General features: G+C 64.1%; 26 protein-coding genes and 1 pseudogene. 12 read left to right on the top strand and 15 right to left on the bottom strand.

The features are described from left to right. Positions 1–45 precede the first annotated feature (45 nt). From FNJ47_RS01250 to glyA, 3 genes and pseudogenes are all read right to left on the bottom strand, one after another. A pseudogene (locus FNJ47_RS01250) lies at positions 46–303 on the bottom strand (bifunctional diaminohydroxyphosphoribosylaminopyrimidine deaminase/5-amino-6-(5-phosphoribosylamino)uracil reductase RibD); the annotation flags it as partial. Next, complete coding sequence (gene nrdR / locus FNJ47_RS01255) at positions 300–782, bottom strand: transcriptional regulator NrdR (RefSeq protein WP_050400938.1); 483 nt, start codon at positions 780–782, stop codon at positions 300–302. The pseudogene FNJ47_RS01250 and the gene nrdR, both read right to left, overlap by 4 nt. 19 nt (positions 783–801) lie before the next feature. After that, entirely contained in the window at positions 802–2,100 is a 1,299-nt protein-coding gene (glyA, locus tag FNJ47_RS01260) for a serine hydroxymethyltransferase (RefSeq protein WP_163149662.1), read from the bottom strand. A gap of 650 nt (positions 2,101–2,750) precedes the next feature. On the opposite strand from glyA, the gene FNJ47_RS01265 reads away from it, so the two are divergent. Continuing rightward, entirely contained in the window at positions 2,751–5,030 is a 2,280-nt protein-coding gene (locus FNJ47_RS01265; RefSeq protein ID WP_163149664.1) for a TonB-dependent siderophore receptor, read from the top strand. A 250-nt stretch (positions 5,031–5,280) separates the two neighbouring features. Here the strand turns inward: FNJ47_RS01265 and FNJ47_RS01270 are convergent, their stop codons facing one another. The 4 genes from FNJ47_RS01270 to FNJ47_RS01285 form a co-directional block, all read right to left on the bottom strand. Beyond that, entirely contained in the window at positions 5,281–5,562 is a 282-nt protein-coding gene (locus FNJ47_RS01270; RefSeq protein WP_163149666.1) for a hypothetical protein, read from the bottom strand. Between the two features lie 166 nt (positions 5,563–5,728). Continuing rightward, on the bottom strand, positions 5,729–7,228 hold the full coding sequence (locus tag FNJ47_RS01275) for a tripartite tricarboxylate transporter permease (protein WP_163149668.1): 1,500 nt from the start codon (positions 7,226–7,228) through the stop codon (positions 5,729–5,731). After that, a complete protein-coding gene (locus FNJ47_RS01280) occupies positions 7,228–7,719 on the bottom strand; it encodes a tripartite tricarboxylate transporter TctB family protein (protein ID WP_163149670.1) in 492 nt (163 codons plus the stop codon). Before FNJ47_RS01280 ends, FNJ47_RS01275 begins: the two co-directional genes overlap by 1 nt. Next, positions 7,716–8,684: a Bug family tripartite tricarboxylate transporter substrate binding protein gene (locus FNJ47_RS01285; protein ID WP_163149672.1), complete on the bottom strand. Its 969-nt coding sequence runs from the start codon at positions 8,682–8,684 to the stop codon at positions 7,716–7,718. Before FNJ47_RS01285 ends, FNJ47_RS01280 begins: the two co-directional genes overlap by 4 nt. Positions 8,685–9,059: 375 nt before the next feature. On the opposite strand from FNJ47_RS01285, the gene FNJ47_RS01290 reads away from it, so the two are divergent. From FNJ47_RS01290 to FNJ47_RS01305, 4 genes are all read left to right on the top strand, one after another. Then, positions 9,060–9,296 (top strand): hypothetical protein, encoded by a 237-nt coding sequence (locus FNJ47_RS01290; protein WP_163149674.1) that lies wholly within the window; start codon positions 9,060–9,062, stop codon positions 9,294–9,296. Between the two features lie 26 nt (positions 9,297–9,322). Then, positions 9,323–9,712, top strand: a complete 390-nt coding sequence (locus FNJ47_RS01295) for a PRC-barrel domain-containing protein (RefSeq protein WP_163149676.1) — start codon at positions 9,323–9,325, stop codon at positions 9,710–9,712. Between the two features lie 1,157 nt (positions 9,713–10,869). Then, complete coding sequence (locus FNJ47_RS01300) at positions 10,870–11,070, top strand: hypothetical protein (RefSeq protein ID WP_163149678.1); 201 nt, start codon at positions 10,870–10,872, stop codon at positions 11,068–11,070. Positions 11,071–11,123: 53 nt separating this feature from the next. Beyond that, the gene (locus FNJ47_RS01305) at positions 11,124–11,354 is read left to right on the top strand and encodes a DUF6894 family protein (RefSeq protein ID WP_163149680.1); all 231 of its coding nucleotides are present in this window, start codon (positions 11,124–11,126) and stop codon (positions 11,352–11,354) included. A 204-nt stretch (positions 11,355–11,558) separates the two neighbouring features. On the opposite strand, the gene FNJ47_RS01310 is transcribed toward FNJ47_RS01305, so the two are convergent. The 4 genes from FNJ47_RS01310 to FNJ47_RS01325 form a co-directional block, all read right to left on the bottom strand. Beyond that, positions 11,559–11,780: a hypothetical protein gene (locus FNJ47_RS01310; protein ID WP_163149682.1), complete on the bottom strand. Its 222-nt coding sequence runs from the start codon at positions 11,778–11,780 to the stop codon at positions 11,559–11,561. A 20-nt stretch (positions 11,781–11,800) separates the two neighbouring features. Further along, the gene (locus tag FNJ47_RS01315; RefSeq protein ID WP_050627401.1) at positions 11,801–12,031 is read right to left on the bottom strand and encodes a hypothetical protein; all 231 of its coding nucleotides are present in this window, start codon (positions 12,029–12,031) and stop codon (positions 11,801–11,803) included. Positions 12,032–12,233: 202 nt separating this feature from the next. Then, positions 12,234–12,752 (bottom strand): transcriptional regulator LdtR, encoded by a 519-nt coding sequence (ldtR, locus tag FNJ47_RS01320; protein WP_024583358.1) that lies wholly within the window; start codon positions 12,750–12,752, stop codon positions 12,234–12,236. Positions 12,753–13,420: 668 nt separating this feature from the next. After that, the gene (locus FNJ47_RS01325) at positions 13,421–13,882 is read right to left on the bottom strand and encodes a DUF6163 family protein (protein ID WP_163149684.1); all 462 of its coding nucleotides are present in this window, start codon (positions 13,880–13,882) and stop codon (positions 13,421–13,423) included. Positions 13,883–14,078: 196 nt separating this feature from the next. Here FNJ47_RS01325 and hemB point away from each other — a divergent pair, with 196 nt between their 5' ends. Further along, a complete protein-coding gene (gene hemB / locus FNJ47_RS01330; RefSeq protein WP_163149686.1) occupies positions 14,079–15,143 on the top strand; it encodes a porphobilinogen synthase in 1,065 nt (354 codons plus the stop codon). Here hemB and FNJ47_RS01335 read toward each other — a convergent pair. Beyond that, complete coding sequence (locus tag FNJ47_RS01335) at positions 15,127–15,786, bottom strand: DUF6151 family protein (RefSeq protein ID WP_163149688.1); 660 nt, start codon at positions 15,784–15,786, stop codon at positions 15,127–15,129. The genes hemB and FNJ47_RS01335 overlap by 17 nt on opposite strands. 157 nt (positions 15,787–15,943) lie before the next feature. Between FNJ47_RS01335 and FNJ47_RS01340 the strand changes: the two genes are divergently transcribed. Both FNJ47_RS01340 and FNJ47_RS01345 read left to right on the top strand, forming a co-directional pair. Further along, positions 15,944–16,501: an RDD family protein gene (locus FNJ47_RS01340; RefSeq protein WP_163149690.1), complete on the top strand. Its 558-nt coding sequence runs from the start codon at positions 15,944–15,946 to the stop codon at positions 16,499–16,501. Positions 16,502–16,587: 86 nt separating this feature from the next. After that, positions 16,588–17,364: an arginyltransferase gene (locus tag FNJ47_RS01345; protein WP_163149692.1), complete on the top strand. Its 777-nt coding sequence runs from the start codon at positions 16,588–16,590 to the stop codon at positions 17,362–17,364. Between the two features lie 18 nt (positions 17,365–17,382). Here FNJ47_RS01345 and FNJ47_RS01350 read toward each other — a convergent pair whose 3' ends face one another. Next, positions 17,383–18,768, bottom strand: a complete 1,386-nt coding sequence (locus FNJ47_RS01350) for an Nramp family divalent metal transporter (RefSeq protein WP_163149694.1) — start codon at positions 18,766–18,768, stop codon at positions 17,383–17,385. Between the two features lie 121 nt (positions 18,769–18,889). Here FNJ47_RS01350 and FNJ47_RS01355 point away from each other — a divergent pair, with 121 nt between their 5' ends. The 4 genes from FNJ47_RS01355 (at position 18,890) to FNJ47_RS01370 (ending at position 23,851) form a co-directional block, all read left to right on the top strand. Next, positions 18,890–20,020: a PspA/IM30 family protein gene (locus tag FNJ47_RS01355; RefSeq protein ID WP_163149697.1), complete on the top strand. Its 1,131-nt coding sequence runs from the start codon at positions 18,890–18,892 to the stop codon at positions 20,018–20,020. Then, positions 20,017–20,676 carry an OB-fold-containig protein gene (locus FNJ47_RS01360; protein WP_163149700.1) on the top strand — a complete coding sequence of 220 codons (660 nt, stop codon included), beginning with the start codon at positions 20,017–20,019 and terminating at the stop codon, positions 20,674–20,676. The genes FNJ47_RS01355 and FNJ47_RS01360 overlap by 4 nt, the downstream gene beginning before the upstream one ends. 3 nt (positions 20,677–20,679) lie before the next feature. Then, a complete protein-coding gene (locus tag FNJ47_RS01365; protein WP_235999287.1) occupies positions 20,680–22,425 on the top strand; it encodes a flotillin family protein in 1,746 nt (581 codons plus the stop codon). 184 nt (positions 22,426–22,609) lie between these two features. Further along, positions 22,610–23,851: an MFS transporter gene (locus FNJ47_RS01370; RefSeq protein ID WP_163149703.1), complete on the top strand. Its 1,242-nt coding sequence runs from the start codon at positions 22,610–22,612 to the stop codon at positions 23,849–23,851. Positions 23,852–24,090: 239 nt separating this feature from the next. Here FNJ47_RS01370 and FNJ47_RS01375 read toward each other — a convergent pair whose 3' ends face one another. Further along, complete coding sequence (locus FNJ47_RS01375) at positions 24,091–24,636, bottom strand: hypothetical protein (protein ID WP_163149706.1); 546 nt, start codon at positions 24,634–24,636, stop codon at positions 24,091–24,093. 285 nt (positions 24,637–24,921) lie between these two features. Continuing rightward, a complete protein-coding gene (locus FNJ47_RS01380) occupies positions 24,922–26,238 on the bottom strand; it encodes an MFS transporter (RefSeq protein WP_163149709.1) in 1,317 nt (438 codons plus the stop codon). Between the last annotated feature and the right edge of the window lie 106 nt (positions 26,239–26,344).

Consider the following 26,344-nt stretch of genomic DNA (forward strand, 5'->3'; position numbering starts at 1 on the left):
GACTCAGCCCGGGGGACGCCCGCATGCCGAGGTCGAGGCGCTCAGGCGCGCGGCGTCGCCTGCGCGCCTGAGCGCCTCGACCTCGGCATGCGGGCGTCCCCCGGGCTGAGTCCAGCCGCGACCGACGACCACGCCGTCCTTGACGATGACGGCGCCGACCGCCGGATTGGGCCAGGTGCGCCCGAGGCCTCGGCGGCCGAGCGCAAGCGCGAGCTGCATGAAGCGCAGATCGGCGGCCTTCGCTGTTTCCTTGGCCTCTTTGGCTTTCTGCCCGAGCTGCTCTTCCAGTATCCGGAAGATCATTTGCGCAACGTCGCGATCCGCGGGTCCTCTTCGCCGGTCAGCTCGTCGAGCACCGCCTCAAAGTCCTTGGCCTCGCGGAAATTGCGATAGACCGAGGCGAAGCGCACATAGGCGACGTCGTCGAGCTGGCGCAGATGCTCCATCACGATCTCGCCGATCGCCTCCGAGGAGACCTCCGCCTCGCCGCCGCTTTCGAGCTCGCGGACGATGGTGGACACCATCTTCTCGACCCGCTCGGACTCCACCGGGCGCTTGCGCAACGAGATCTGCAGCGAGCGCACCAGCTTGTCGCGATCGAACGGCACGCGGCGGCCGTTGCGCTTGATCACCGTCAGCTCGCGCAGCTGCACCCGCTCGAAGGTCGTGAAGCGGAAATTGCAGGCCATGCAGACGCGACGCCTGCGGATCACCGCGGAGTCCTCGGTCGGACGCGAGTCCTTGACCTGCGTATCGAGAGAATTGCAGCTCGGACAACGCATCCGACGGGACCTCTACCTCTTAGTAGATCGGGAAGCGATCGGTCAGCGCCTTGACGCGCTCCTTGATCGCGGCCTCGACCAGCGGCGCCTTGCCGTCCGGCGACTGCGCCAGCGCGTTCAGCACTTCCGCGATCATGCCGCCGACCTGCTTGAACTCGGCTACGCCGAAACCGCGCGTGGTCGCCGCCGGCGTGCCCAAACGAAGACCGGAGGTGACGAACGGCTTTTCGGGATCGAACGGGATGCCGTTCTTGTTGCAGGTGATCGCAGCGCGCACCAGCGCCTTCTCGGAGATGTTGCCCTTCAGGCCCTTCGGCCTGAGGTCGACCAGCATCAGATGGTTGTCGGTGCCGCCGGACACGATGTCGAGGCCGTGGCTGCGCAGCGTCTCGGCCAGCGCCTTGGCGTTCTCGACCACGTTCTTGGCGTAGACCTTGAAGTCCGGACGCAGCGCTTCGGCGAACGCGACCGCCTTGGCCGCGATCACGTGCATCAGCGGGCCGCCCTGCAGACCGGGGAAGATCGCCGAGTTCAGCTTCTTGGCCAGCGTCTCGTCATTGCTGAGGATCAGGCCGCCGCGCGGACCACGCAGCGACTTGTGCGTCGTGGTTGTCGTGACGTGGGCATGCGGCACCGGCGAGGCATGCACGCCGCCGGCGACGAGGCCAGCGAAATGCGCCATGTCGACCAGCAGATACGCACCAACGGAATCGGCGATCTCGCGGAAGCGCTTGAAGTCCCACGCGCGCGAATAGGCCGAGCCGCCGGCGACGATCAGCTTCGGCTTGACCTGCTCGGCCAGCTTCTGGACTTCATCCATGTCGATGATCTGGTCCTCGCGGCGCACGGTGTAGTGCGCGGCCTTGAACCACTTGCCGGACATGTTGACCGGCGAGCCGTGGGTGAGATGGCCGCCGGCCGCGAGGTCGAGACCCATGAAGGTGTCGCCGGGCTGCAGCAGCGCCAGGAACACCGCCTGGTTCATCTGGCTGCCGGAGTTCGGCTGGACGTTGGCGAAGCCGGCGCCGAACAGCTTCTTGGCGCGCTCGATCGCGAGGTTCTCGGCGACGTCGACCCACTCGCAACCGCCGTAGTAGCGCGCGCCCGGATAACCCTCTGCGTATTTGTTGGTCATCACCGAGCCCTGCGCCTCCAGCACCGCACGGCTGACGATATTCTCGGAGGCGATCAGCTCGATCTCATGGCGCTGCCGGCCGAGCTCGCCCTTGATCGCGGCAGCGATCTCGGGATCGGCTTCGGCAAGGGTCGCCGTGAAGAAGGAATCGGGCGCGGAAGCGGTCTTGGAGGATGAGGTCATCGGCGAAATATCTCCACCGCCGCAAGCCTTTACTTAGGGATGCGGACGGTCACGAGTGGCGGTCGAAGCTGGTCTCAGAGCGTTATCACATCACCCCAAAATGGCCAAGCGGTTGCGGTCCCCGGCGGTCAATTATGCCAGATATGGTGGGGACGGCGGGAAATGCCAGCCGGCCGGGCCGGTCCAGGGGAGCGCGGTTCCGGCCGCCTCCCGGGCATGGCCGCCGAGGCCCCGTGGCGGACGGGACGCCCCTTCCCGGCCGCGCCGACGTCCGAGACTACGACTGAGGTGCCCATCGCTCGCGAGCCGCGCGAGACCCGGTCGCTTGATCACTCGATCACTCGACCTGCATCTCGCTCGATCATGACGCGATCGATCACGATGGATCGAGCCGACGAGCGAGTGACTTACGGAGTCGGCGAGCGCACCACGCACGACAAGAATTTGAATCGTTCAATTCTTGAATCGTTCGACACTGGATCGATTCAAGGCTCTCACGTGATGCGTGCAATTGCGTGTCGTACTCCGTTGTCTCTCAGTCACACACACCAGCATTGCGCACGGCTTCGATAGCTTCTAACGGCGCGCGCGCTGTTCCCGAAAATCACCGTGATAACGACGCTGAAGAAACTTCTCTTTGGGGGCGTTGAATGACGGACGGATGGATTCGGCCGCAGCGGCTTGCTGCTTCGGCCTTGGTGATGCTTTCGGTTGCTGGTGCGGACGAGGCCTTGGCGCAGACGCAATTGCCGTCGGTGACGGTCGATGCGCCGCACCGGCAATCGGCGCGATCGCAGCAGCAGCCCTCGCAACGGACCGCGCGCGCACGAAGCGCCGCGCGCCGCACACCCACTGCGCCGGGGGCAGCGCAGTCGCAGCCTGCGCAGCAGGCCGCTGGCGCCGGCGGCGGCCACGAGCGCGCCAACGGTCCGGTCACCGGCTATCTGGCGCGGCAGAGCTCGAGCGGCACCAAGACCAGCACGCCGATCATCCAGACGCCGCAATCGGTGACCGTGATCGGCGCCGAACAGATCCGCGACCAGAAGATCGTCAGCAAGTTCGACGAAGTGCTGCGCTACTCGCCGGGCGTGATCGGCGGTACCTACGGTTCCGATTTCCGCAACGACTGGTTCCTGATCCGCGGCTTCCCGGCGCAGAACGAGTCGCTGTTCCTCGACGGCCTGCAACTGTTCTACACCTCCTATGGAAGCTGGAAGCTGCAGCCCTTCAACCTCGAGCGCGTCGAGGTGCTGCGCGGTCCCTCCGGCATCCTCTATGGCGGCTCGGCGCCGGGCGGCCTCGTCAACGCCGTCAGCAAAATGCCGTCGGCCGAGCCCATTCGCTACATCGAAGCCGGCGTCAACAATTTCGGCAACGGCTATGCCGCATTCGACATCGGCGGCGTGGTCCCGCAGCAATCCGGCAATGGGCAGGTGCTGTACCGCTTCGTCGGCCAGGCGCAGGGCGGCGGCACCCAGACCGATTACACCTACGACAACAATTTCTTCTTCGCCCCGTCGGTGACCTGGCGTGATGCCGACGCCAGCGTCACGGTGTACGCCACGGCCGCGCACAACAACACCAGGGCGGAGAACTTCCTGCCCTATGTCGGCACCGTCACCAACGCGCCGTTCGGCAGGATGCCGACCAGCCTTTTCACGGGCGATCCCAGCGCCGACCAATTCCGCCGCGAGCAGGAGACCGTCGGCTACAAGTTCGAGAAGAGCCTGACCGATAGTCTCGACTTCCGCCAGAACGCGCGCGCGGCGCATGTCGACGTGTACTACACCGGCCTCTACGGCCTCGGCTACGCGACGACGCCGGCGGCGGCCGATCTTGCGCGCGGCAATTTCTACGCCCGCGGCAACGCGCTTCAGTTCAACCTCGACAACCAGCTCGAGTACCGCTTCAACACCGGCATCCTGCAGCACACCGCGCTGCTCGGCCTCGACCTCAAGCACTACGGCATCGACGACCGCCAAGGCTTTGGCGTCGGCACCAATCTCAATCTGCTCAATCCGGTCCACGGCACCAACACGACCTATAGCGGTCCGTTGTACCAGAACGCCTATCTCAACCAGGGCATGGCCGGGCTCTATCTGCAGGACCAGGTCAAGCTCGACCGGCTGACCGTGGTGCTGTCGGGGCGACAGGACTGGGTCGATCTCGTCAATCAAAACCGGATCGGAGCCGATCAGAGCCGTCAGGACAGCAAGTTCTCCGGCCGCGTCGGCGCGATCTACAATTTCGACAACGGCGTCGCGCCCTACGTCTCCTACATGACCGGCTACAACCCGATCATCGGTCTCAATGCGGCCAGCCAGTTGCTGTTGCCGGAGACCTCGGAGCAGAGCGAGGTCGGCGTCAAATACGAGCCGGTCGGGCTCAATGCACGCTTCAGCGTCGCCTACTTCGACCTGAAGCGGAAGAATGCGCTGACCACCGATCCGAACAACCCGATGTTCCAGACCCAGAATGGCGAGGTCACCTCGCGCGGCGTCGAGCTCGAGGCGGTGGCGAACATCACGCGCGACTTCAAGCTGGTGGCGAGCTACACCAACTACGACCTGTTCGTCAGCAAGGACCTCAATCCGGCACTGATCGGGACCGTGCCGACCAACACGCCCCGCGACTTCGCCTCGGTCTGGACCGACTACACTTTCCGCGACGGCCCGCTCGCCGGCTTCGGCCTCGGCGGCGGCGTGCGCTATGTCGGCTCGTCCTTTGCCGACACCGCGAACACCGCGCGCGTTCCCGCCGTCGTGCTCGGCGACCTTGCCCTGCACTACGAGTGGGGCAACAACTGGCGCGCGGCGCTCAACATCGTGAACGTGACCGACAAGATCTACGTCGCGAGCTGTGCGCTGGTCACGTCCTGCTACTACGGCGATCGCCGCCGCTTCACGGCCAGCATCGGCTACAAGTGGTGAGAATGCAGCGAAGCATTCTGTTCATAAAGCCATCATCGAGAGAGGCGGCGTTCAGCCGCCTCTCTTTTTCGATCCTCGTCAGCGTGGTGTCAGCATGTCGCGCTAGGTTTCGCGCGCGGCGAAATTTGCCGCGCCCAGACTGGCCCGCTCCGAAATGCGAGCCCCGGAGCGGGCCTTTTACATGCCGAGGGTTTTCCAAGGCAGCTCAGGGCGTAGTCGGCGGCCGCAGGCGCTATCCTGAGCGCACGGATCAGAATGCATCCCTGAACTGCGCGACATAGTCGGGGCTTCCATAGACCCACATCGGCTCGTCACATTGTCGCGAGCCCAAATCGTTCGTGCAGGCGGCGCTCCATGGCGGAGCTGCGACCTGACGACCGACGATCCCGTATCCCTGCAATGGACCGGCAATCGCCGTCCGAGCGGCGACGTGCTCGCGATTGCTGCTCTTGTCGGTTCGCAGATGAGCACTGGCCTCGGTCGCGAGAGATGGCGCAAGCAGCAGTGCCGCCAGAAGGTAAATGATCTTCATTGTTCAGCTTCCTTTCTGAAGGGAAGACCGAAACTGGAGTCTGGTTATTTCCCGATCACACAAATGTTTGGCGACGTCGCCATCCCTGTGCTGGCCAATTTGCTCTGCCATCGGTGCATGACGGACTCCGGCTAGCCTCCCGCCGGCAGATCGATCGGTTCACGACCTAATCCTCATTCGCCTTGAACCGCCCCAATCCCCTCAGCACGAACGGCGCGGCCAGCGCGATCAGCGCAATGCCGAGCAAGGTCGCCGACATCGGGCTTTGCAGCAGCACCATGGGATCGCCGAGGCTGATCGCCAGCGCGCGGCGCAGCTGACTTTCAGCGATCGGGCCGAGGATCAATCCGATCACGACCGGCGCGATCGGGAAATCGAACCGTCGCATCAGAAAGCCCATCACGCCGAATGCCGCCAGCATCGAGAGCTCGACGACCGACGGCTTTGCCGCGATCGTGCCCATGGTGGCGAACACCAGGATGCCGGCATAGAGCCACGGCTGCGGGATCGCGAGCAGCCGCACCCACAGCCCGACCAGCGGCAAATTGAGCACCAGCAGCATGCCGTTGGCGATGAAGAGGCTCGCGATCAGGCCCCACACCAGGTCCGGCCGCTCCGCGAACAACAGCGGACCCGGGTTGAGACCGTATTGCTGAAACCCCGCCAGCATCATCGCCGCGGTGGCCGAGGTCGGAAGCCCAAGCGTCAACAGCGGCACCAGCGTCCCGGCGGCGGAGGCGTTGTTGGCGGCTTCGGGTCCGGCGACGCCCTCGATCGCGCCCTTGCCGAACTCCTCCGGATGCTTGGTCAGCCGCCGCTCGGTCGAATAGGACAGGAAGGTCGGGATCTCCGCGCCGCCGGCCGGCAGCGCGCCGATCGGAAAGCCGAACAGCGTGCCGCGCAGCCACGGCTTCCACGAGCGCCGCCAATCCTCCCGCGTCATCCACAGCGAGCCGCGCACCGGCTCGAGCTTTTCCTCGGCCTGATGACGGCGCGAGGCGACAAAGAGCGCCTCGCCCACCGCGAACAGACCGACCGCGAGCGTCGTCACCTCGACGCCGTCGAGCAGCTCGGGGATGCCGAACGCAAGACGCGCTTGCCCCGTGAGCTTGTCGATGCCGACCAGCCCGAGCGTCAGGCCGATGAACAGGCTGGTCAGGCCGCGGACCGGCGAGTCACCGAAGGTCGCCGACACCGTGACGAAGGCAACGCACATCAGCGCGAAGTAATCTTCCGGTCCGAAGCGCACGGCGAAGTCCACCAGCCAGGGCGCGAGGAACGCGAGGCCGATGGTGGCGATGGTGCCGGCCACGAACGAGCCGATCGCCGAGGTCGCCAGCGCCGGGCCGCCGCGGCCGGCCTTGGCCATTTTGTTGCCCTCCAGCGCGGTCGCCATCGACGCGCTCTCGCCCGGCGTGTTGATCAGGATCGCGGTGGTCGATCCGCCATACATGCCGCCATAATAGATCCCGGCGAACATGATCAGCGAACCGCCGGGATCGAGCTTGTAGGTTACCGGCAACAACAGCGCGACCGTCAGCGCCGGACCGATGCCCGGCAACACGCCGACCGCGGTGCCGAGGAACACGCCGATCAGGGCGTAGAGCAAGTTCATCGGCTGCATGGCGACTGCCATGCCATGCGCCAGCGCGGCGAACGTATCCATCACAGCAGTCGCTCCAGCGGGCCGGCGGGAAGGCTCAGCGTCAACAACTTGTCGAACGCGAGGTAGATGAGGGTCGTGATCAGCAGAGCGATGACGGTGTCGGCCAGCACGGCGCGGCGACCGAAGGCGGCCGACGTAGTAACGAACAGTGCCGAGGTGGCGAGGATGAAGCCGCCGCCGAGGCCGATGATGCCGATCAGGAGTGCAAGGCCGGCGATGATCAGCCACACCGGTTTCGGATCCATGCTCTCGCGCGGCGGCAGGTTGCCGCGCAGCGCGTCGATCAGATTGCCGACGGCGAGGATGACGAGGCCGATCGCGATGACGATCGGCATCGCCTCCGGCCCCATCCCGTACATCGTGGTGGACGGCAGCTGGCTCGCCTCCCACACCAGCACCGCTGCGAGCACGGCGAGCGCGGCGGCGATGACGACCCCCGCGCGGTCGACACCCCGCGCCGGCAGCTTCCCGGAAGCGGCGTCCGGCGTCATGACTTCACGAGACCGACGGACTTCAGCACCTCGGTCACGCGCGTGATCTCCTTCTTGAGGAAATCCGCGAATGCATCGCCGCCGAGATAAGCGTCATCCCAGCCCTTCTGCTTCAGGATGTCCTTCCAGGCGTCGGACTTCACCATCTTCTCGACGGCATCGCCGAGCGCCTTGCGCTGCTCCGGCGTGATGCCGGGCGGTGCGACCACCGAGCGCCAGTTGGCGAGCACCAGCTCGATCCCCTGCTCCTTGAAGGTCGGGATGTCGACACCCGGCAGACGCTGCGCCGACGTCACGCCGAGCGCGCGCAGCTTGCCGGCCTTGATCTGGCCGTCATATTCGCTGAGGCCGGAAATCCCGGCCGTGACCTTGCCGCCGAGAATGGCGGCGAGCGACTCGCCGCCGCCCGAGAACGGAATGTAGTTGATCTTCTTCGCATCGGCGCCGACCGTGCCCGCAAACAGCGCCGCCATCACATGGTCGACGCCGCCGGCCGAGCCGCCGGCAAAGGTCACCTTGGCAATGTCGGCCTTGAGCGCGGCAGCGAGATCCTGCGCCGTCTTCAGCGGCGAATTCGCCGGCACGACGATGACCTGGATCTCCTCGGTCAGGCGTGCGATCGGCGTCACCTGATCGAGTGTCACCGGCGACTTGTTCATGGCCAGCGCGCCGACCATGACGAAGCCGTTCACCATCATCTGGTTGCCGTCGCCCTTGGCGCCGTTGACGAACTGCGCGATGCCGACGCTGCCGCCGGCGCCGGGCACGTTGGTGACCTGGACGCTGCGCGCGACACCGGCGGCGACGAGCGCCTGCTGCATCGAACGCGCCGTCTGATCCCAACCGCCGCCGGGCGCTGCCGGCGCCATCAGCTTGAGCTCGAGCTGCTGTGCAGGCGCCGCACCACTCGCCCCAAGCAACAGCGCGACGACCGCGCCGAACAGGCGCATGCGGGACGAGATCATGAGGCTTCCTCCTGGATTTTCAGACGCAGCTCGGCGAACGCTGGCTGCATTCGGTCATTTGGTCGCATCGCCAATCGGAAAGCGGTCCATCGGGCCTGAAGGAATCGCTCGCCGAGCTCGTGTCTGCGTATCCCTAGCGACCATTCGCCACGGCCTTCGGCAAGCCGGCGCGCGCGACTCTTCCGTGCTGCAAATCGCCGCACCTGGCTGATCGTTTTCTGCTTGCCTTGACTTGAGCGGCTCGCCGCCGCGCCGCGGAGATCGCCTGATATGACCTTCAAAATGACGACGGTGCGCCTGTCCAGTCCTAGGAACCTTTGCGATTTTTTCCCGTTCCACCTCCGCCGATTGGTTCGGCTATTGGAGGAGACAGACATGAACGTTAAAGCAATTGTCGCGGCATCGTTGCTTGCCGCTTTCGTCACGCCGGCTTTTGCAGCGGATGAATTCTACGTTGTGCAGGACGTGAAGACGAAGAAGTGCACGATCGTCGACCAGAAGCCGGTCGACACGACGACCACCACCGTCGTCAGCCCATCAGGCACCATTTACAAGACCCGCTCCGAGGCCGAGACCGGCATGAAGACCGTCAAGGTCTGCAGCTCCAACTAACAGGCGCTCAGCCAAGGAGTTCTCTGATGAAGAAATTTGCCATCGGCTGCATCACGGCCGCAGCATTCGCGACTGCCGCGCATGCGGCGACCATCATGTCCGCGGCCCCGACCGAGAGTTGGACCATCACCAACTATTACAAGCAGAACGTCTACGACCCGAAGGAATCCAAGATCGGGACCATCGACGACGTGCTTGTCGACAAGGCCGGCAAGGTGACCGGCCTCGTCGTTGGCGTCGGCGGCTTTCTCGGCGCCGGCGAGAAGGACGTGATCGTGCCATACACGGCGGTCAAAACTCAGAAGAAAGACGACAAGTGGTGGCTCACCCTCGACGAAACCAAGGACAGCCTGAAGGCTGCGCCGGGCTTCAAGTATGATCGGGCCAGCACGACCTGGAAGCCGGAAAGCAAGTAAGCACTGAAGTCCCGTCTGCTCGCTGATGCGCAGACGGGACGCAGTGACAATTCATTTGATCTATGGCTGCAACGGCGGCTGCGCTGAAGGCACACCGCGCGCACCGCAACGAAACAAATCCCACCATCCTGAGGCCGTTCGTTGATCCGCTTGACCAAGTCAGCGTTGGATCACGTCGGCCTTCCTCATTTTCCGCCTTGAGGCCAGCGTGGCAATTCTGTTCACCTGATCCCAGGTCGAGACGCGGCGCTTGCCCTCGCGTCATGGGCGCTCCTGCGCGGAGCAGAGGAAACGCGCACAGCCTGCGTGTTGTTGAATTCCGATCTCGGCAGGTCGCAGGCCGGAAACGTGTTCCTCAGCCATGTCAGTGCACGCGCCATCGAGGCCGTGTGCCTTCTGATCGTTGATTCCCTTGACCTCGAAACGCTCATGTCAATGATCCCATGAATCAATGATCCCATGAAGCTGCTTCGTCCGCATGCATGATCGTTCCCTTCGCGATGCGGGCGCGAATGAATGAAAAGGCCTGGCCATTCCGAATTGAAAGCGGCGGGGACGGAATTTGCCGCCACGCTCGCGCACTGCAATGACAACCCAGCGCTTACAGTTTTGGTTCCTCGCACGCCGCGGGTCGATGCGATCCGCCTACTCTCGAGCCACAGCGCGAGATCGTTCAGAAGTCGAGGCGCAGTGAGGCGGCGATGAGTGCCTGGCTGGCGATTATCGGAAAGCGGCGCGCGGGGAATCGAGATACCGCGCAACACAACGCCGCCCGCTTGAAACACGTGCGGACGGCGCTGGTTCTAGCCCCAGGAGGGATATGCAAAATCCTGATGAGTATAGGTCGCGCGAGATGTGCCGAGGTCTCATACCTCAGAAGAGGTAGCTCAAAGCGGCCAAGCCTCCGAGGATCAGCCCCACCAACGATCCCCGGCACCGGAGGTTCACAGCACCGGGGATCGTTACTCCCGGGGAGCTTGGGGGCAAAGGCCGGGAGCTGAAGGTCGACTCCTGCGGTTCCAGTTCGTTCCAGCGGAACCGCAGGAACGCTTCCCTCTGCGCAAATGTTATCGAACGTCACCGCGCAGTCCCCGGTATCTATCGGTGATGAGAACGCCCATTGCGCTCCCGCCTTCTCCCGCAGGAAAGGACAGCGCGTGTTCAAGCGTCGTCGTTTCAGGCAAATGCACTGGCTCATAGAGCGCCTTCTCGCGGAGGCAAAAAGCCTGCGCGAGGAAGCCAAGGCTCTTCCTATCGGAATCGCCAAGGAACGGCTGCTGCAGAAAGCCCGGCAGGCCGACACGGCCGCTCACTTGAGCCAATGGCTGTCGTCGCCGGGACTGCTGCCACCCGAATAGGAACACAGTCCACCGGACGGCTATTCCCTCCCATTGCTCGAGGAGCAATGGAAATGCCCCGCTACTTCTTCGACATCAGAGACGACGGCGATGTCTACCCCTACGAAGAGGGATTGGATCTCGCTGATCTGAGAGCCGCCAAGATCGAAGCCGCCAACACGCTGGCCGGCATCGCCAGAGACGCGGGACATTCCAGCGGGGAGAATGACGTCGCGATTGAAGTCCGCACTGACGACGGACTGGTGTTTCATGCCGCCTTCGTCCTTCATCGCTCCAAACAATAGGACGGCCGTCCCTCCGCTAGAGTGCGAAGCTGCGTCTGCATCCTCAACTGTCATCGCCCGGCTCGACCGGGAGATCCAGTACGCCGCGGCTTATCGGTTCAAGCGGAGACGTCTCTGGAATACTGAATCACACACGTGCGCTTTCGCGGGTGATGACACCGAGTGGCTGTTTGACAGTTGAACCAGAAACAGGGAGCGTGCCCCCTACAGCCCGGTATACCCGGCCTTCACATGGTCGGTGCTGCCGTCGAGCTGGCGCAGATAGGTCAGCCCGCACACGGTTAACCGATGCGTATCGCGCTCGCCCGCATCGAACAGCGTCTGCACGTAGTCTGTCACCTTCGCCCGCGCTTCGTCGCTTGCAGCGGACGTGCGGTTGAGCAGCAGATCGTACGTCTGCATGATGCGATCGATAGCGGCTTCCATTGAAGTCTCCGGGTTGACGCTCAGGCGACCACCAGCGTCTCGGCCTCGAACTTCGCGATCGCCTTGTTGGCAAGGCGGAGTCGGTTCAGCTCACCGCGCTGGAACAGCTTCACGATGATGCCGAGCAGGCGCTCATTGGTGGCGAAAGTGTCGGGAATAGCGCCGGATTTGCGCAGATAATTCGAGGCGATCGCGTAGGCGTCACCGACGACCTCGACATTCAGCACCTCGATCCCGCGCTCGACCAGCATGTCCTGCTTCTCCGTTGGGAAACGAGATAAAGCTCGGGGCATGCCTTGGTTCCTCGCCGGGACCCATTTATTTTCGCAGGTGCAGCATGAACCAAATGCGGCACGAAAAACGCATCGGCCGGGCATGACCGATGCGTTACTGGAGGAAGGCTGCCGGTCTTCTCAAGCGGCCGGCTTGGCCATCAGGCGAAGAGAGGAAGGCTCAGAGGCGATACAGGATCTGGTCGGTCCAGAAGCGCTCGAGGCGATGCAGCGACTTGTTGAGGCTCGCGAACTCCTCGTTCGAGATGCCGCCGACCTGCTCTACCGTCTTGACGTGCTTCTGATAAAGCGCGTCGACGATCTTGCGGACTTCCTGGCCCTGCGGGGTCAGACGAATGCGGACCGAGCGGCGATCGACGCGCGAGCGCTGATGATCGAGGAAGCCGAGCTCGACGAGCTTCTTCAGATTGTAGGAGACGTTGGAGCCGAGATAGTAGCCGCGGGTACGCAGCTCGCCGGCGGTCAGTTCCTTGTCGCCGATATTGTACAGGAGCAGCGCCTGCACCGAGTTGATGTCGGCGCGGCCGCGACGATCGAATTCGTCCTTGATGACGTCGAGGAGCCGGCGATGCAGCCGCTCCACCAAAGTCAGGGCTTCGAGATAGAGCGGCTGCACCGGAGCTTGGCCGGCAGCGCGATCAGCGGCATCCGCCGCCGTTGTCGCAACGGCTTTCATCATGACACTTCCCCTGTTTGTCGTTTTTATCGACTTTATTCGACGAAACTTGTGTCCCGCCTGATAGGTCCAACGTAAGGGGGCCGTTTGAATATCCGCTTAAATAAGAGAATAAAGAGATCATGAATTTAAGACAGTGAATCGTGGATTAAGCCCATGGATCAAGGGCTTTTCGCAACTTTTCATTGACGGTGGCAGGCCCCTGTTCACGCTTCGTCTGCCTCCCCTGTCACATTCGGAAACAGCCTCGTCTGAATTCGAAACGGCGGCGTAACGTGTGTGAGGGAACCCTTTACGGTGACCGATCGGTTACCGGAAAATTCTTTGAAAATTTTATGAGAGTGCGTCGGCGGGATCTGCACGCGATGCGCGCAGGCGGACTTCATTCATTGCCGCGGCCAGACCGGTTCCGCCGTCAGCCCGCGCAAAGCCGGCCGGCACACGCGCCGAGATCCGGTGAAATGGGTCCCGACGGCAGGTCCCGCAGAGACGCCTTGGGAATGGGGCGCCTCGAATGGGGTGCGATCTGTCGGTACTCACCTAGCAGAACCAGCGGCGCTGTCTTCTCGTTGGGCGCACGGCTGCAATATAATGGCCGCCGCCGTCGGCTATTCGTCGCGCTGTCGCTGGCAGGCAACAGTGCATCAGGCCGTCCCTACACGCGACGCTGGCTATGGCGGGCGTTCGCGCGCCGACATCCAGGCGAGCGCGAGATAGGCCGCGAGCATCAGGGCTTCGAACCCGACCACGGTGAGGCTGCCGCCATAGATGCCCGGAAACATCAGCTCGATGACCGCCATCGACACCACGGTGGTCAGCCAGACCACGGCGCCCCAGGGCGTCGCCAGCCAGAGCCCGACGGCGGCGACGAGCTCGATGACGGCGAAATAGATCGTGGCGGTCTGCCAGGCCATCGACTGGTTCTCGAAGGCCTCCTCCTCGCCCCCGACGAAGCCCGTCACCTGGGCCCAGTGATAGAGGCCCTTGGCGACCGAGACGACGGCCATGATACGCAGGAAGATGACGAGGCGCCGCGTCCACGCATTGTCGTCCGGCTGGATCCGGTCGGACGAGATCGCGCTCACCGAGATGGCGTTGTCGCGCGCCTGATCGCGTGCAGAGGTGTCAGACATCCGAATCGCCGCACAACGGCTGCAAAATGGGGTTCATGGCGCAGTCTTGGCCCGCCGGGGATGCAAAATCAATCGCCGTTGCGGCAAATCAAGGGCGCCCAGGACGCAGTGGCCGTGCAATGACGGCGCCCCTGCGAGGTGCTAGAACTGGACTTATATCAGGTCCAGACCAGCCGTCCCTCGAGGAGAAGACAACATGGCGATCAAATTCGGGCGCCCGATCGAACTGCGCGACACGCCGCGGCGCCAGACCGATGCCCTCGCCTCCCCCTCGCTCGACCTCACCATCCGGATGCGCCGCAATCGCAAGACCGAATGGGCCCGCCGCCTGGTGCGCGAGAACGTGCTGACCACCGACGACCTGATCTGGCCGATGTTCGTGGTCGACGGCCACAACGCCCGCACCCCGGTGGCCTCGATGCCCGGCGTCGAGCGGCTCACCGTCGACCAGATCGTCCGCGATGCCGAGCGCGCCGCCAAGCTCAACATCCCCTGCATCGCGCTCTTTCCCTTCACCGAGCCGTCGCTGCGCGACGAGCAAGGTTCGGAGGCGCTCAACCCCGACAATCTGGTCTGCCAGGCGGTGCGCGCGATCAAGAAGGAATTTCCCGACATCGGCGTGCTCTGCGACGTCGCGCTCGACCCCTTCACCAGCCACGGCCATGACGGGCTGATCGAGGGCGGCAAGATCCTCAACGACGAGACCGTCGCGGTGCTGGTGAAGCAGGCGCTGACCCAGGCCGAGGCCGGCTGCGACGTGATCGCGCCGTCGGACATGATGGACGGCCGCATCGGCGCGATCCGCGAGGCGCTCGACGACAACGGCTTCGGCGACGTGCAGATCATGTCCTATGCGGCGAAATACGCCTCCGCCTTCTACGGCCCGTTCCGCGACGCGATCGGCTCGGCCAAGACGCTGACCGGCGACAAGCGCACCTATCAGATGGACAGCGCCAATTCCGACGAGGCCTTGCGCGAGGTCGAGCTCGACATCGCCGAGGGCGCCGACATGGTGATGGTGAAGCCCGGCATGCCCTATCTCGACATCGTCCGCCGCGTGAAGGACCATTTCGCGATGCCGACCTTCGTCTACCAGGTGTCCGGCGAATACGCGATGATCGCGGGCGCTGCCGCCAACGGCTGGATCGACGGCGAGCGCGCGATGATGGAGAGCCTGGTCGGCTTCAAGCGCGCCGGCGCCGACGGCATCCTCACCTATTTCGCGCCGAAGGCCGCCGAGAAGATCAAGGCGGAGAGCTGAGCTCCGTCTGGCCCGCGGCCGGCGCCGTCGGATGCGGGCCACACAACGGACGCAGTGCGTCGCGTTGCTGTTGCGTCAGCACGGTCAGCGGATAGATCGGCGCGCCGGTCTCGCGCCTGAAGAACGGATGCGGCCACGCCTTTCCGCGCAGGCGCCAGCCCAGCACCTTGCCGATGGCGCGCACGATCAGCGACAGGTTCAATCCGGTCGAGCCCTTCGGCGCCTCGCCGACCGCATATTTCCCGAGGATCGCGCCGACCGGTTTGCCGAATACTTCATCGGCACGGTCCGCGCCGCCGTCGAATACGGGCGCGACAATTCCGACGAACGGGACCCGTGGCGTCAGCGTGTTGCCGACCGGGGTGTTGCAGCACGTCGCATACCAGCGGAACAGCCCCTTCGGCGTCAGCCGGACGCCTGCGATCTTGTCTTGCCCCTGCAAGAAGCTGAGCGACGACGGCGCGACCTGGACGATATCGGTGCCGCCGTGTGCATCGAGCAGATCGGCGCGGCCGAGTTGATGAAGAAACGCTTGGCAATCATCGCAATAACAGGTCACACGATTGGCCGATTTGGGCGACGGGTTCGAGACGACACCGAAGACCTCTCCGCACCTGCAGCGCAGCCCGATCCGTGTGCTCATGGGTTCCTCTCGGCTTGCCTGACGCAACATACACGTTCCGCGACCGCCGATGGCCGCCGAATCGCCGGAATATTTCGGCTAGTTCATGTTCGCGCGGCCTTGGCAGGCGAACCTCCTGTTCCCATGTCCTGCGCGGGACTTTCATCGGAGGTTGGTCATGTCCTACGGCAATGACGGCGGCACCTGGCGCAGTGAAGCCTGGCGCAACGACGGCGGCGTTCCCCCGCATGCGTTCGATCCGTCGATGCAGCCGGAACTGTTCCGCGGCGTGCTCACGCGGCGTGTGTTTGCGTTCCTGATCGACCTCTTCGTGCTGTCGGTGCCGGTCATCCTGGCCGTGATTTTCATTGCCGTGTTCGGCCTCGTCACGCTCGGCCTCGGCTGGGCGCTGTTCTGGCTGGTATCGCCGGCCTCGATCGTCTGGGCGATCGTCTATTACGGCGCCTCGATCGGCGGCCAGCACTCGGCCACGCCAGGCATGCGCATGATGGATCTGGAACTGCGCACCTGGTACGGCGCACGCGGCTATTTCGTGCTCGGCGCCGTCCACGCGGTGCTGTTCTGGGTGACGATCTCGTTCCTGTCGCCGCTGGTGCTGCTGGTCGCGCTCCTCAACGGCCGCCGCCGGCTGCTGCACGACGTCATCCTCGGAACCGTGATTATCAACAGCTCGGTCCGGACCCAGGTCACCCCGGCGGCGCGGGCCACTTATTAGGCCCGCCTAAACCAATTGACCGTTAGCCTCCGGGGGGCGATGCTAACTCGGCTGCCTGTATTGTTTGTGGAGCCCGACGATCAGACGTGACCCAGCACTCGCGTGATACTCCTCAGTTCTATCTGACGGCGCCCTCTCCCTGCCCCTATCTGCCGGGCCGGCACGAGCGCAAGGTTTTCACGCACCTGGTCGGCGATAAAGCGGGCGATCTCAACGACTTGCTGACCCATGGCGGCTTCCGCCGCAGCCAGTCGATCGCCTACCGGCCGGCCTGCGACCAGTGCCGGGCCTGCGTCTCGGTCCGGGTGGTCGCCAACGAATTCCGCCCCTCCCGCAACTTCCGCAAGGTACTGGCCCGCAACGCCGACATCATCGGTGAGCAGCGCACGGCGGTGCCGACATCTGAGCAATATTCGGTCTTCCGCGCCTATCTCGACCGCCGTCACCGCAACGGCGGCATGGCCGACATGACCGTGCTGGACTACGCGATGATGGTCGAGGACAGCCATGTCGAGACCCGGATCATCGAATACCGCAAGCGCAATGCCGACAGCGCCATCACCGGCCGCGGCGACGAGCTGATGGCGGTGGCGCTGACCGACGTGCTCAGCGACGGGCTGTCGATGGTCTATTCGTTCTTCGAGCCGGGGCTTGAGGCCCGCTCGCTCGGCACCTTCATGATCCTCGACCACATCGCCCGCGCCCGCCGGCAGGGGCTGCCCTACGTCTATCTCGGCTACTGGATCGAGGGCTCCAAGAAGATGGACTACAAGGGCCGCTTCCTGCCGCAGCAGCGGCTCGCGCCGTCGGGCTGGCTGCGCGTCGATGCGACGGGCGAGGTGCTGGCCGAGCCGCAGGACTAGCGCTTTCGATAAGGCGCTCTAGGTGCCGAAGATCGTGTCGATCAACAGCTTCACGTTCAAGATCACGATCAGACCGGCGACGATCCACGCCGCCACCGCAACCGGGACCGAAATCGCGAACGCACCCATCTTGCGCTTGTCGGACACGAAGCGCACCAGCGGAATCACCGCGAACGGCAGCTGCATCGACAGCACGACCTGGCTGAACACCAAGAGCTGCGCGGTGCCGCTTTCGCCATAGAGCGCGGCGACCACGATGACCGGGGCGATCGCGATGCCGCGGGTCACCAGTCGCTGCAGCCAGTCGGGCAGCTTGAGGTCGAGAAAGCCCTGCATCACGATCTGGCCCGCCAGCGTCGCGGTCACCGTCGAATTGAGGCCTGATGCCAATAAGGCGACGGCAAACAGCGTCGAGGCGATGCCGAGCCCGAGCAGCGGCGACAGCAGCTCGAACGCCTGGTCGATCTCGGCGACGTCGGAATGGCCGCTCTTGTGGAAGGTCGCCGCCGCCAGCACCAGGATCGCGGCGTTGACGAACAGCGCCAGCATCAGCGCGATGGTGGAGTCGGTGGTCGCCCATTTGATCGCGTCGCGCCGGCCCTCCTCGGTGCGCGGATAGGCGCGGGTCTGCACGATCGACGAGTGCAGATAAAGATTGTGCGGCATCACGGTGGCGCCGATGATGCCGATCGCGATGTAGAGCATCTCCGGATTGGTGAAGATCTCGCGCGAAGGCATGAAGCCGCCGAGCACGCCGGCGATCGGCGGCGCCGCGGCCGCGATCTGGACGGCGAAGCAGACCGCGATCACGATCAACATCGCGATCACGAAGGCTTCGAGGAAGCGGAAGCCACGGTTCATCAGGAGCAGCAACAGGAACGCGTCGAGCGCGGCGAGCAGTGCACCGCCGATCAGGGGAATGCCGAACAACAGCTTCAGCGCGATCGCGGTGCCGATCACCTCGGCGAGGTCGCAGGCGATGATTGCGGCCTCGCAGGCGAGCCAGAGCAGCAGGTTCACCGGCCGCGAATAGGTGGCGCGGCACGCCTGCGCCAGATCGCGATCGGTGGCGATGCCGAGCCGCGCGGCGAGCGCCTGCAACAGGATCGCCATCAGGTTGGAGAGCAGGATGACCGACAGCAGCGTGTAGCCGAACTTCGATCCGCCCGCGAGATCGGTGGCCCAGTTGCCGGGGTCCATGTAGCCGACAGAGACCAGATAGCCCGGCCCGGCGAAGGCCAGCAGCCGCCGCCACCACAAGCCGCCGGTCGGCACCGCAACGGTGGCGTTCACCTCCGGCAGGCTGCGCGCATGCCCGGCATCGTCCCGCCAGCCGCCCGGCACGGCGCTGGAAGCGGAAACGGAAACGGAAACGGAAGAGATTTCAGGGGTCCTCGCATCCATGAAATCAGGATGGCCGATCTCGCCCGTTATTGCAACTCATTTGCAACTGCATCTGGGCTCACGAAAATGATACCGACCGCGCGCCTTGCAAAGCACTGAAGAAGTGCTTTACGTTAGATACATGATCAAGCTGCCCGTCGAGACGCCAACCGCAACGCTGCGTTACGCCCTCGCCCCCGACCCGTCGGGCATCGAGGCGATCGAGGCGACCTTTGCGGCCTATGACCGGATGATCGCGATCCTCGCCGAGGTGGCTCCCGTCGGCGCCAACCTCGTCTCGCTGCACGCCCAGGCCTATGAACGGATCCGCAAGGAGACCGGCCTGCCCGCGCGACTGGTCACGCTCGGCCTGCGCGACCGCGCCAACTACGTCGCAGCCTCCGCCATCCGCCGGATACCGCTCGACGACAAGTTGTTCGCGATCAAGGGCCCAACTTCACTGACCATTAGCACTGTCAGCGGACGCGTCTTGGTGCCGTTCGACGTGCCGGGATATGTCTCGGGCTGGGAAAGCCCCTTCCCGGCGCATTTGATCTCGGATGGTCGCGGCTACGAAATCCACATCGCCGTCAAATCCAAATCAGTCCAACCGGAGGAGAAGACCATGCTTCACGAAGGCATCCTTGCGCGCATGGGCCGGCTTCTTGCCGCCATCGCGAGCCAGACCATCGACAACGTCGAGAGCAACAACAAGGTGGCGCTGGTCAAACAGGCAATCCGCGAGATCGACGCCGGCGCCGACGAAGCGCGCTATGCGCTCGGCAAGTCGCGTGCCGAAGAATTCCGTCTGAAGAAGCGGCGCGAGGAACTGGATACCGAAACGACTGGTCTGAACGAGAAGATTCGTCTCGCACTTGCGGAAAATCGCGAGGATCTCGCGCGTGCCGGCGTCGCGCGACAAATTGACCTGGAGTCGCAGGTGATCGCGCTGGAACGCGCGATGGATTTCATCGAGCTCGAAATCGATGAGCAGACCAAGGCGCTGCAGGCCATGCTCGGCGCGCGGCGCGAGGCTGAGACACGATTAACCGATCTCGAACAAAGCCTGATCCGCGAGGCCAAGGACGAAACCAGCCGGGGCCCATCGACGACCAATACATTGAGTGCTGAACGCGCCATGGCGGCGATCGCCCGGGTCACCGGCGTTCCCGCTGCAAGCGTGCTCGGCGACAAGGAGCTTGACGAACTCGATCGCCTGCACCGCGAAAAGGAAATCGCGGCGCGGCTTGAAAGGATCAAGTCAGAAAAATGAGTGTAGTTGGCGACATTCTGCTCGCCCCCGACGTGCGGCCCTTCGCGGTCGCGGCTGCGATCATGGTGGCACTTGGCGGTATCGAACTGCTCACCACCATGGTCGGACTTTCGATCAGCGAACTCATCGGCAAGGATTTCGCGGTCGAGGCCGAGAGCCATAATGCTCTCAGTGGCCTGTTTCTCTGGATCAACGCCGGGCGGCTTCCCCTCCTGATCCTGATCATTCTGATACTCGGCATATTCTCGATCGGAGGCTTCCTGCTTCAGGGAATGGCGCATGCCGTAGGCACCGCCATCCCGGTCTCGATTGCCGCGGTGGTAGCTGCTGCCGGCAGCGTCCCCGTGATCAGAAACACCAGCCGCGGCCTCGCCCGCATCATTCCGCGCGACGAGAGCTACGCGGTCAACGACAGCGACTTTGTCGGCAAGGTCGCAACCGTGTCGGTCGGCCCGCTCGATCAGGGCCTGCCCGGCAGGGTCCGTCTCAAGGATGTCTTCGGCAACTGGCACACCGTATCGGCGCGTGCCAGCGCAGAGTCCGAGGCATTGCCGGTCGGCGCCAGCGTGCTGCTGGTCGATCGCGATGCCAAAGGCTTCATCGCGATTGCCGCTCCCTCCGATCTCGTCGAACAACAATCTTCCAACAGGGCATAACACATGTGGGAACTTGCTATACCCGTCGCTATCGGCGTCATTGCCATTCTCGTCATCGGTTTGCTGTTTGCAAAACTCTACAAGCGCTCGACGCGCGATGAGGCCTATGTCCGCACCGGCCTCGGCGGCCAGAAGGTGGTGCTCGACGGCGGCTCGCTGGTGCTGCCGATCTTCCACTCCACCGCCGCGGTGAACCTGAAGACGCTGCGGCTCGAGGTCGCGCGCGGTGGGCCGGACTCGCTGATCACCAAGGACCGCATGCGCGTCGACATCGGCGCCGAATTCTATCTCCGCGTCAAACCCGACTCGTCGTCGATTGCGCTCGCCGCGCAGACGCTCGGCAACCGCACCAACGACGCGGCCGAGCTGCGCGAGCTGGTCGAAGCCAAATTCGTCGACGGCCTGCGCTCGGTCGCCGCGACCATGAACCTGGAAGAATTGCAGGAGCAGCGCGCGACCTTCGTCAAGGCGGTGCAGGACGCGGTCGGCGCGGACATCCAGAACAACGGTCTCGAGCTTGAATCGGTGTCGCTGACGAAGCTCGACCAGAGCGACATCAAGCATTTCAATCCGAGCAATTTCTTCGACGCGCATGGCCTCACCACGCTGACCAAGATCACCAAGGAACGCGAACAGGAGCGCAACCAGATCGTCCGCACCACCGAGGTCAATATCGCGCAGCAGGACCTGGCGGCGCGGCAGACCACGCTGACTATCGAAAGCACCAAGCGCGAGGCCGAGCTCGCCCAGCAGCGCGACATCGCCAACAAGACCGCGGCGATGCGCGCGCAGACGGCGCAGGTCGAGCAGACCGCGCTGCAGAACGAAGCCGAATACCGCATCCAGCAGGAGCTCGCGGTCGCCAACAAGCAGACCGAGGCCAACCAGGCCCGCGACACCCGCAAGATCGAGGCTGATCTCGCGGTCAAGCGCCGCAACACCGAGATGGAGCGCGACCTTCAGATCGTCGCACAGGAAAGCGCGATCGCGGTCGCAGCCAAGAGCAAGGAGCAGTCGGAGGCCCAGACCATTGCCGAGACCGCGCGTGCCGTCGCGATCTCCGCCGAGGAAAAGGTCACCACCGCCCGCGCCACGGAAATCGCCGAGCGTGACAAGATCATCAACGTGATCGCGGCGCGCAAGGCGGCCGAGACCGACGCGATGCCGATCACGGTGATGGCCGAGGCCGAACGCCAGGCCGCCGCCAACAAGGCGGAAGCCACCAACGTGCTCGCCAAGGCCGATGCGGCGGCCGCCACCACCCGTGCCGCCGGCGTCAAGGCGCTCGGCCAGGCAGAAGCCGAAGTCGCGACGATGAAGGCAGAGGCGCGCAACAAACTCAGCCCTGACATGATCGACTACGATCTCAATCTGGCGCGGATCAATGTGATCCCGAGCGCGCTCGCCGAGGCGGTGAAGCCGATCGAGAAGATCTCCGATATCCGGATCTTCGACACCGGCAGCATGCTGGGCCGTGGTGGCGGCAACGGCCATGCCAACGGCAATGGCGGTCTCGGGCTCGGCGACGGCCTCGCCGCGCAATTGCTGTCGGTCTCGGCATTCAAGCCGATGATCGACAAGATCCTATCGGAGGCCGGATTCCCCGCAGGCCCCGACGCCATGACCAACCTGCTGAGTGCGCTGCGTGCCACTCAAGCGGAAGTACCGGCCCCGTCCATCGACAGCACGGCAACGCCGCCGGCCACCATATCGGGAACCGGCCACGCGACGCTTGGTCCGAGATCGTAGCACACGCACGCACGATCTCAGCCAGCTTGTGATCCCAAACCTCGATGGCCTAGTCAGGCACTGAACATCGCATCGACAAGGCCCGCCGTCCGGCGGGCCTTTTCTTGGCGTTATCGGGAAACGGGTGGGATCGGACGTCGTCCAACCACACACTATGGCCAGATCACATTTAAGGGATTTTGCCATGTCCGCCGATACGCCTAGCCTGCCGGCCACTTTCAATCGCCTGGCCTGGTCCAACCTCGCCGCGCAATCGGCCGAACAGATCGCGCTTGCGGCCGCACCCATCGTCGCGGTGCTGGTGCTCGGCGTCGGCGAAGGCCAGACCGGCCTGTTGCAGACCGCGCTGACGCTGCCGTTCATCCTGTTTGCGATTCCCGCCGGCCTGCTGGCCGACCGCGTGTCGCGGCGCTGGGTGATGGCAGGCTCCGAGGCCCTGCGCGCCGCGGCATTGGCCGCGATCCTGCTGTTGCTATGGCTCGGCGCGATGACCCTGCCGCTGCTGGCCTTGCTCGGCTTCATCGCGGTCTGCGGCACGGTTGCCTACAGCGTCGCCGCCCCTGCGCTGGTCCCGTCGCTGGTGACGTCACAGCAATTGCCGGCGGCCAACGCCCGCATCGAGCTCGCCCGCACCGTCGCGTTCGCCAGCGGTCCCGCGCTCGGCGGCGTGCTGGTCGGCTGGGTCGGTGCGGCGCCGGCATTCGGCTTTGCTGCGGCGCTATCGGCGATCGCGGTCGTGCTGCTCGCCGGCCTCTACGAGCCGGCGCGCCAGCCCGCCCCGCGGCGTCATCCGATGCAGGACATCAAGGAAGGCGCAGCCTTCGTGATGCACCACGCCTTGCTGCGGCCGGTGTTCATCACCCAGTTCATCTTCAACACCGCGTCGTTCCTGCTGCTCGCCGTGTTCGTGCCCTATGCGGTGCGCCATCTCGGGCTCACCGCCACCGGCGTCGGCACCACGCTTGCGATGTACGGCGTCGGCATGGTGGTCGGCGCGCTGTTCGCCACCCGGGTGATGAAACGGCTGGCGTTCGGCACCGTGATCGGGCTCGGCCCGGTCACCGGCCTCGTCGCCTCGCTGGTGATGGCGCTGACCACCTGGATCGCGACGCCGCTGCTCGCCGGCCTCGGCTTCTTCCTGCTCGGCGTCGGCCCGATCCTGTGGGTGATCTCGACCACCACGCTCAGGCAATCGGTGACGCCGCCCTCCCTGCTCGGCCGCGTCTCGGCGATCAACATCATGAGCTACGGCGCCCGCCCGCTCGGCTCCGCACTCGGCGCCGTCGTCGGCGGCCTCTACGGCGCCGAAGCCTGCCTCTACCTTGCGGCCGCGATCTTCGCCGCCCAGGCGCTGGTGATCCTGATGTCGCCCGCAGTGTCGCTGACGCGGCAGCCCGATATGGTCGGTGAAGCGGCGCGGTGTTGATCAGCCTCCACGCCAGCGTCATTGCGAGGAGCTCGCGACAAAATTGCAGTGCAATTTTGCACTGAAGCGACGAAGCAATCCATTCCTCCGCAAGCGGACCTGGGGCCGGTGTGAGCTAGCTCGCCCCGCGCGAGAGCCTGTCCGGGTAAAGACTGCACCACGCGAAGATTACACCGCAAATAAGCGATGCAATCATAACTGCTCCCCCGCCGTATCCCGAGGTTTTGAAGGGTCGATCATCAAGCTGCTGCGAGGAGTGAGGCGCACGCATCAATCTGCACCAGCAGCGCGGCTCGTGCAGAGAACAAGCCATCGGGATTGCCACCGGATTTACGGCATTGAAGCGCGCGCGTGATCAGGTCCGCGTCTAGTCGCGGCACGGGCTTCTTGTTCACGAACGCCACAGCGTCATCGTTTGAACCCATGAGGCCAGTCGTCCAACTGTAGCAGAAGCGTGCAGGATAGAGCAGAGTTCGAAGATAGGCCTTGCGGTGCATGGGATCGAGCACGGAGGCGGCGGCAAAGCTTCGAGCGCGGCTTGACCAGCTCGCAAACGGGTCGGCGCACAGATATTGCCGTATCTCAGTGAGTGGAGGCCGCGCGGGTCTGGTGCGTTCGCGCTCCATCAGGACGATCGCGTGATCGAGATAGTCAATGCGATCGAGCGGCGGAAAGCGGCCGATGGAAAAGTCGCGATCGGTCCAGAACAGGGACAATTTGGGACCCCATTCGGCCGATAGCATCACGGCCTCGCGGTGGATGCGCTCATGCGCTTGCGGCGACAATCCGGTCGCTGTGACGAGCGCCATGTCGAGATCGCTGTAGCACCAGCTAAATCCCGCATGCGCCATGCTGCCAATAAGATATGCACCTATCAAGTCGGTCCCGAATGTCTTGCTCCACTGGGAAACAAGACGGCGCGCAAATTCCTCTGCCGCGGCTCTCGCAAGCTCATTGGGGTCAGCTTGCACCATCGAAGGCGAGTCGAACACGTGCCCTCCTGAGGGTCCATCGGTTGGCTTCGGTGCAGGAGGGCCGCGTGGCGGCGCTCCGCTGTTTTGGGGTGACTTCTAATTGGTCAATTCCCCGCTGGCTGTCTCGGGCGCGAGCCGCGCAGACAGGAGGGTTATGGCGCCGATCACCATCAGATAAGTCGAAATGGGCCAGGTTGCACCGCCGGTCCAGGCCATAAGAGACGCCGCTGCAAACGGAGTGAGGCCCGCTATCGCAGCGCCGATCTGGAAGCCAAGCGATGCACCGCTGTACCGCACCGGCGCCGTAAACAGCTCCGAGTACCAGGAAGGTCCGACCGCAAACCCGACCATCTGGCCGAATGTGATGGCCGCGACGATCGTCAACGTGATGGTCGACGGATCCCTGGTATCAAGCAGCCAGAACATCGGAAACGCAAAGGCCATCGCGAACACGCAGGTCGCATAAAACATACTCTTGCGACCGATCCGGTCCGAAAGCCAACCGAATACCGGGATCATCGCGAGCGCCACCACGGCCGCGATGAAGATCGCGTTAATGATAACGTTCCGCGGCATGGCGAGCGCGCCGGTGACATAGCTGATGGCAAAGACGCCTGCCACGATCGCGTAGGTTACTTCGGAAAGCTTTAGTCCGATCGCCGTGAAAAGCGGGCGGCGATGCCGCGCCAGGATGTCCACAAGCGGGACCTTGGCCAGCTCTTTCCTGGCCTCGGTCTCACGGAAGACCGGCGTCTCCGCGAGCTTCAGGCGGATATACAGGCCGACGGCAACGAGAACGATGCTGATCAGGAACGGAATGCGCCACGCCCAGGCGAGGAAATCTGACTCGGGCAGATGCCCCAGCACCGCGAACACCCCGATTGCAGCAAGATTCCCGATGGGCCAGCCAATCTGGACCACCGACCCCAGAAGCCCACGGTTCCTGGTCGGCGAATTCTCGACGACCATAAGCACGGCCCCGCCCCACTCGCCGCCAAGACCGATCCCCTGGAGCAGACGCAGCAACACCAGCAGAAGCGGCGCGGCGATGCCAATCTGGTCATAAGTGGGGAGGAGGCCAATCAGGAAAGTCCCCAACCCCATGATGACGATGGTCATCGCCAACATTGCCTTGCGACCAACCCGATCGCCAAAATGTCCAAAAATCGCCGCGCCCAAGGGGCGCGCCAGGAAACCGACGGCATAGGTGCCGAACGCTGCTATGGTGCTCAGCGTAGGGTCGGACAGCGGGAAGAACAGTTTGTTGAAGACGAGTGCGGTGGCCATGCCGTAGATCAGAAAATCGTACCACTCGACCGCCGTGCCGATCATGCTCGACACCACGATGCGGTTCATCTCGGTCGTGTCGCTCGCCGGACGGTTGGCAATTGAAAGCTTTTCCGCGATGCTCATGATTAGCCCTCCAACACCGCCTGCACCCTGCCCTGTGGCGGCCATCCCAACGATGCCAACGCGCTCCACCCAGCGCTTTGAGACCGTCTTGAGGGGACTTTGATTT

Origin of the sequence: Bradyrhizobium uaiense, from assembly GCF_010811875.1 — a bacterium.
GTDB lineage: Bacteria > Pseudomonadota > Alphaproteobacteria > Rhizobiales > Xanthobacteraceae > Bradyrhizobium > Bradyrhizobium uaiense.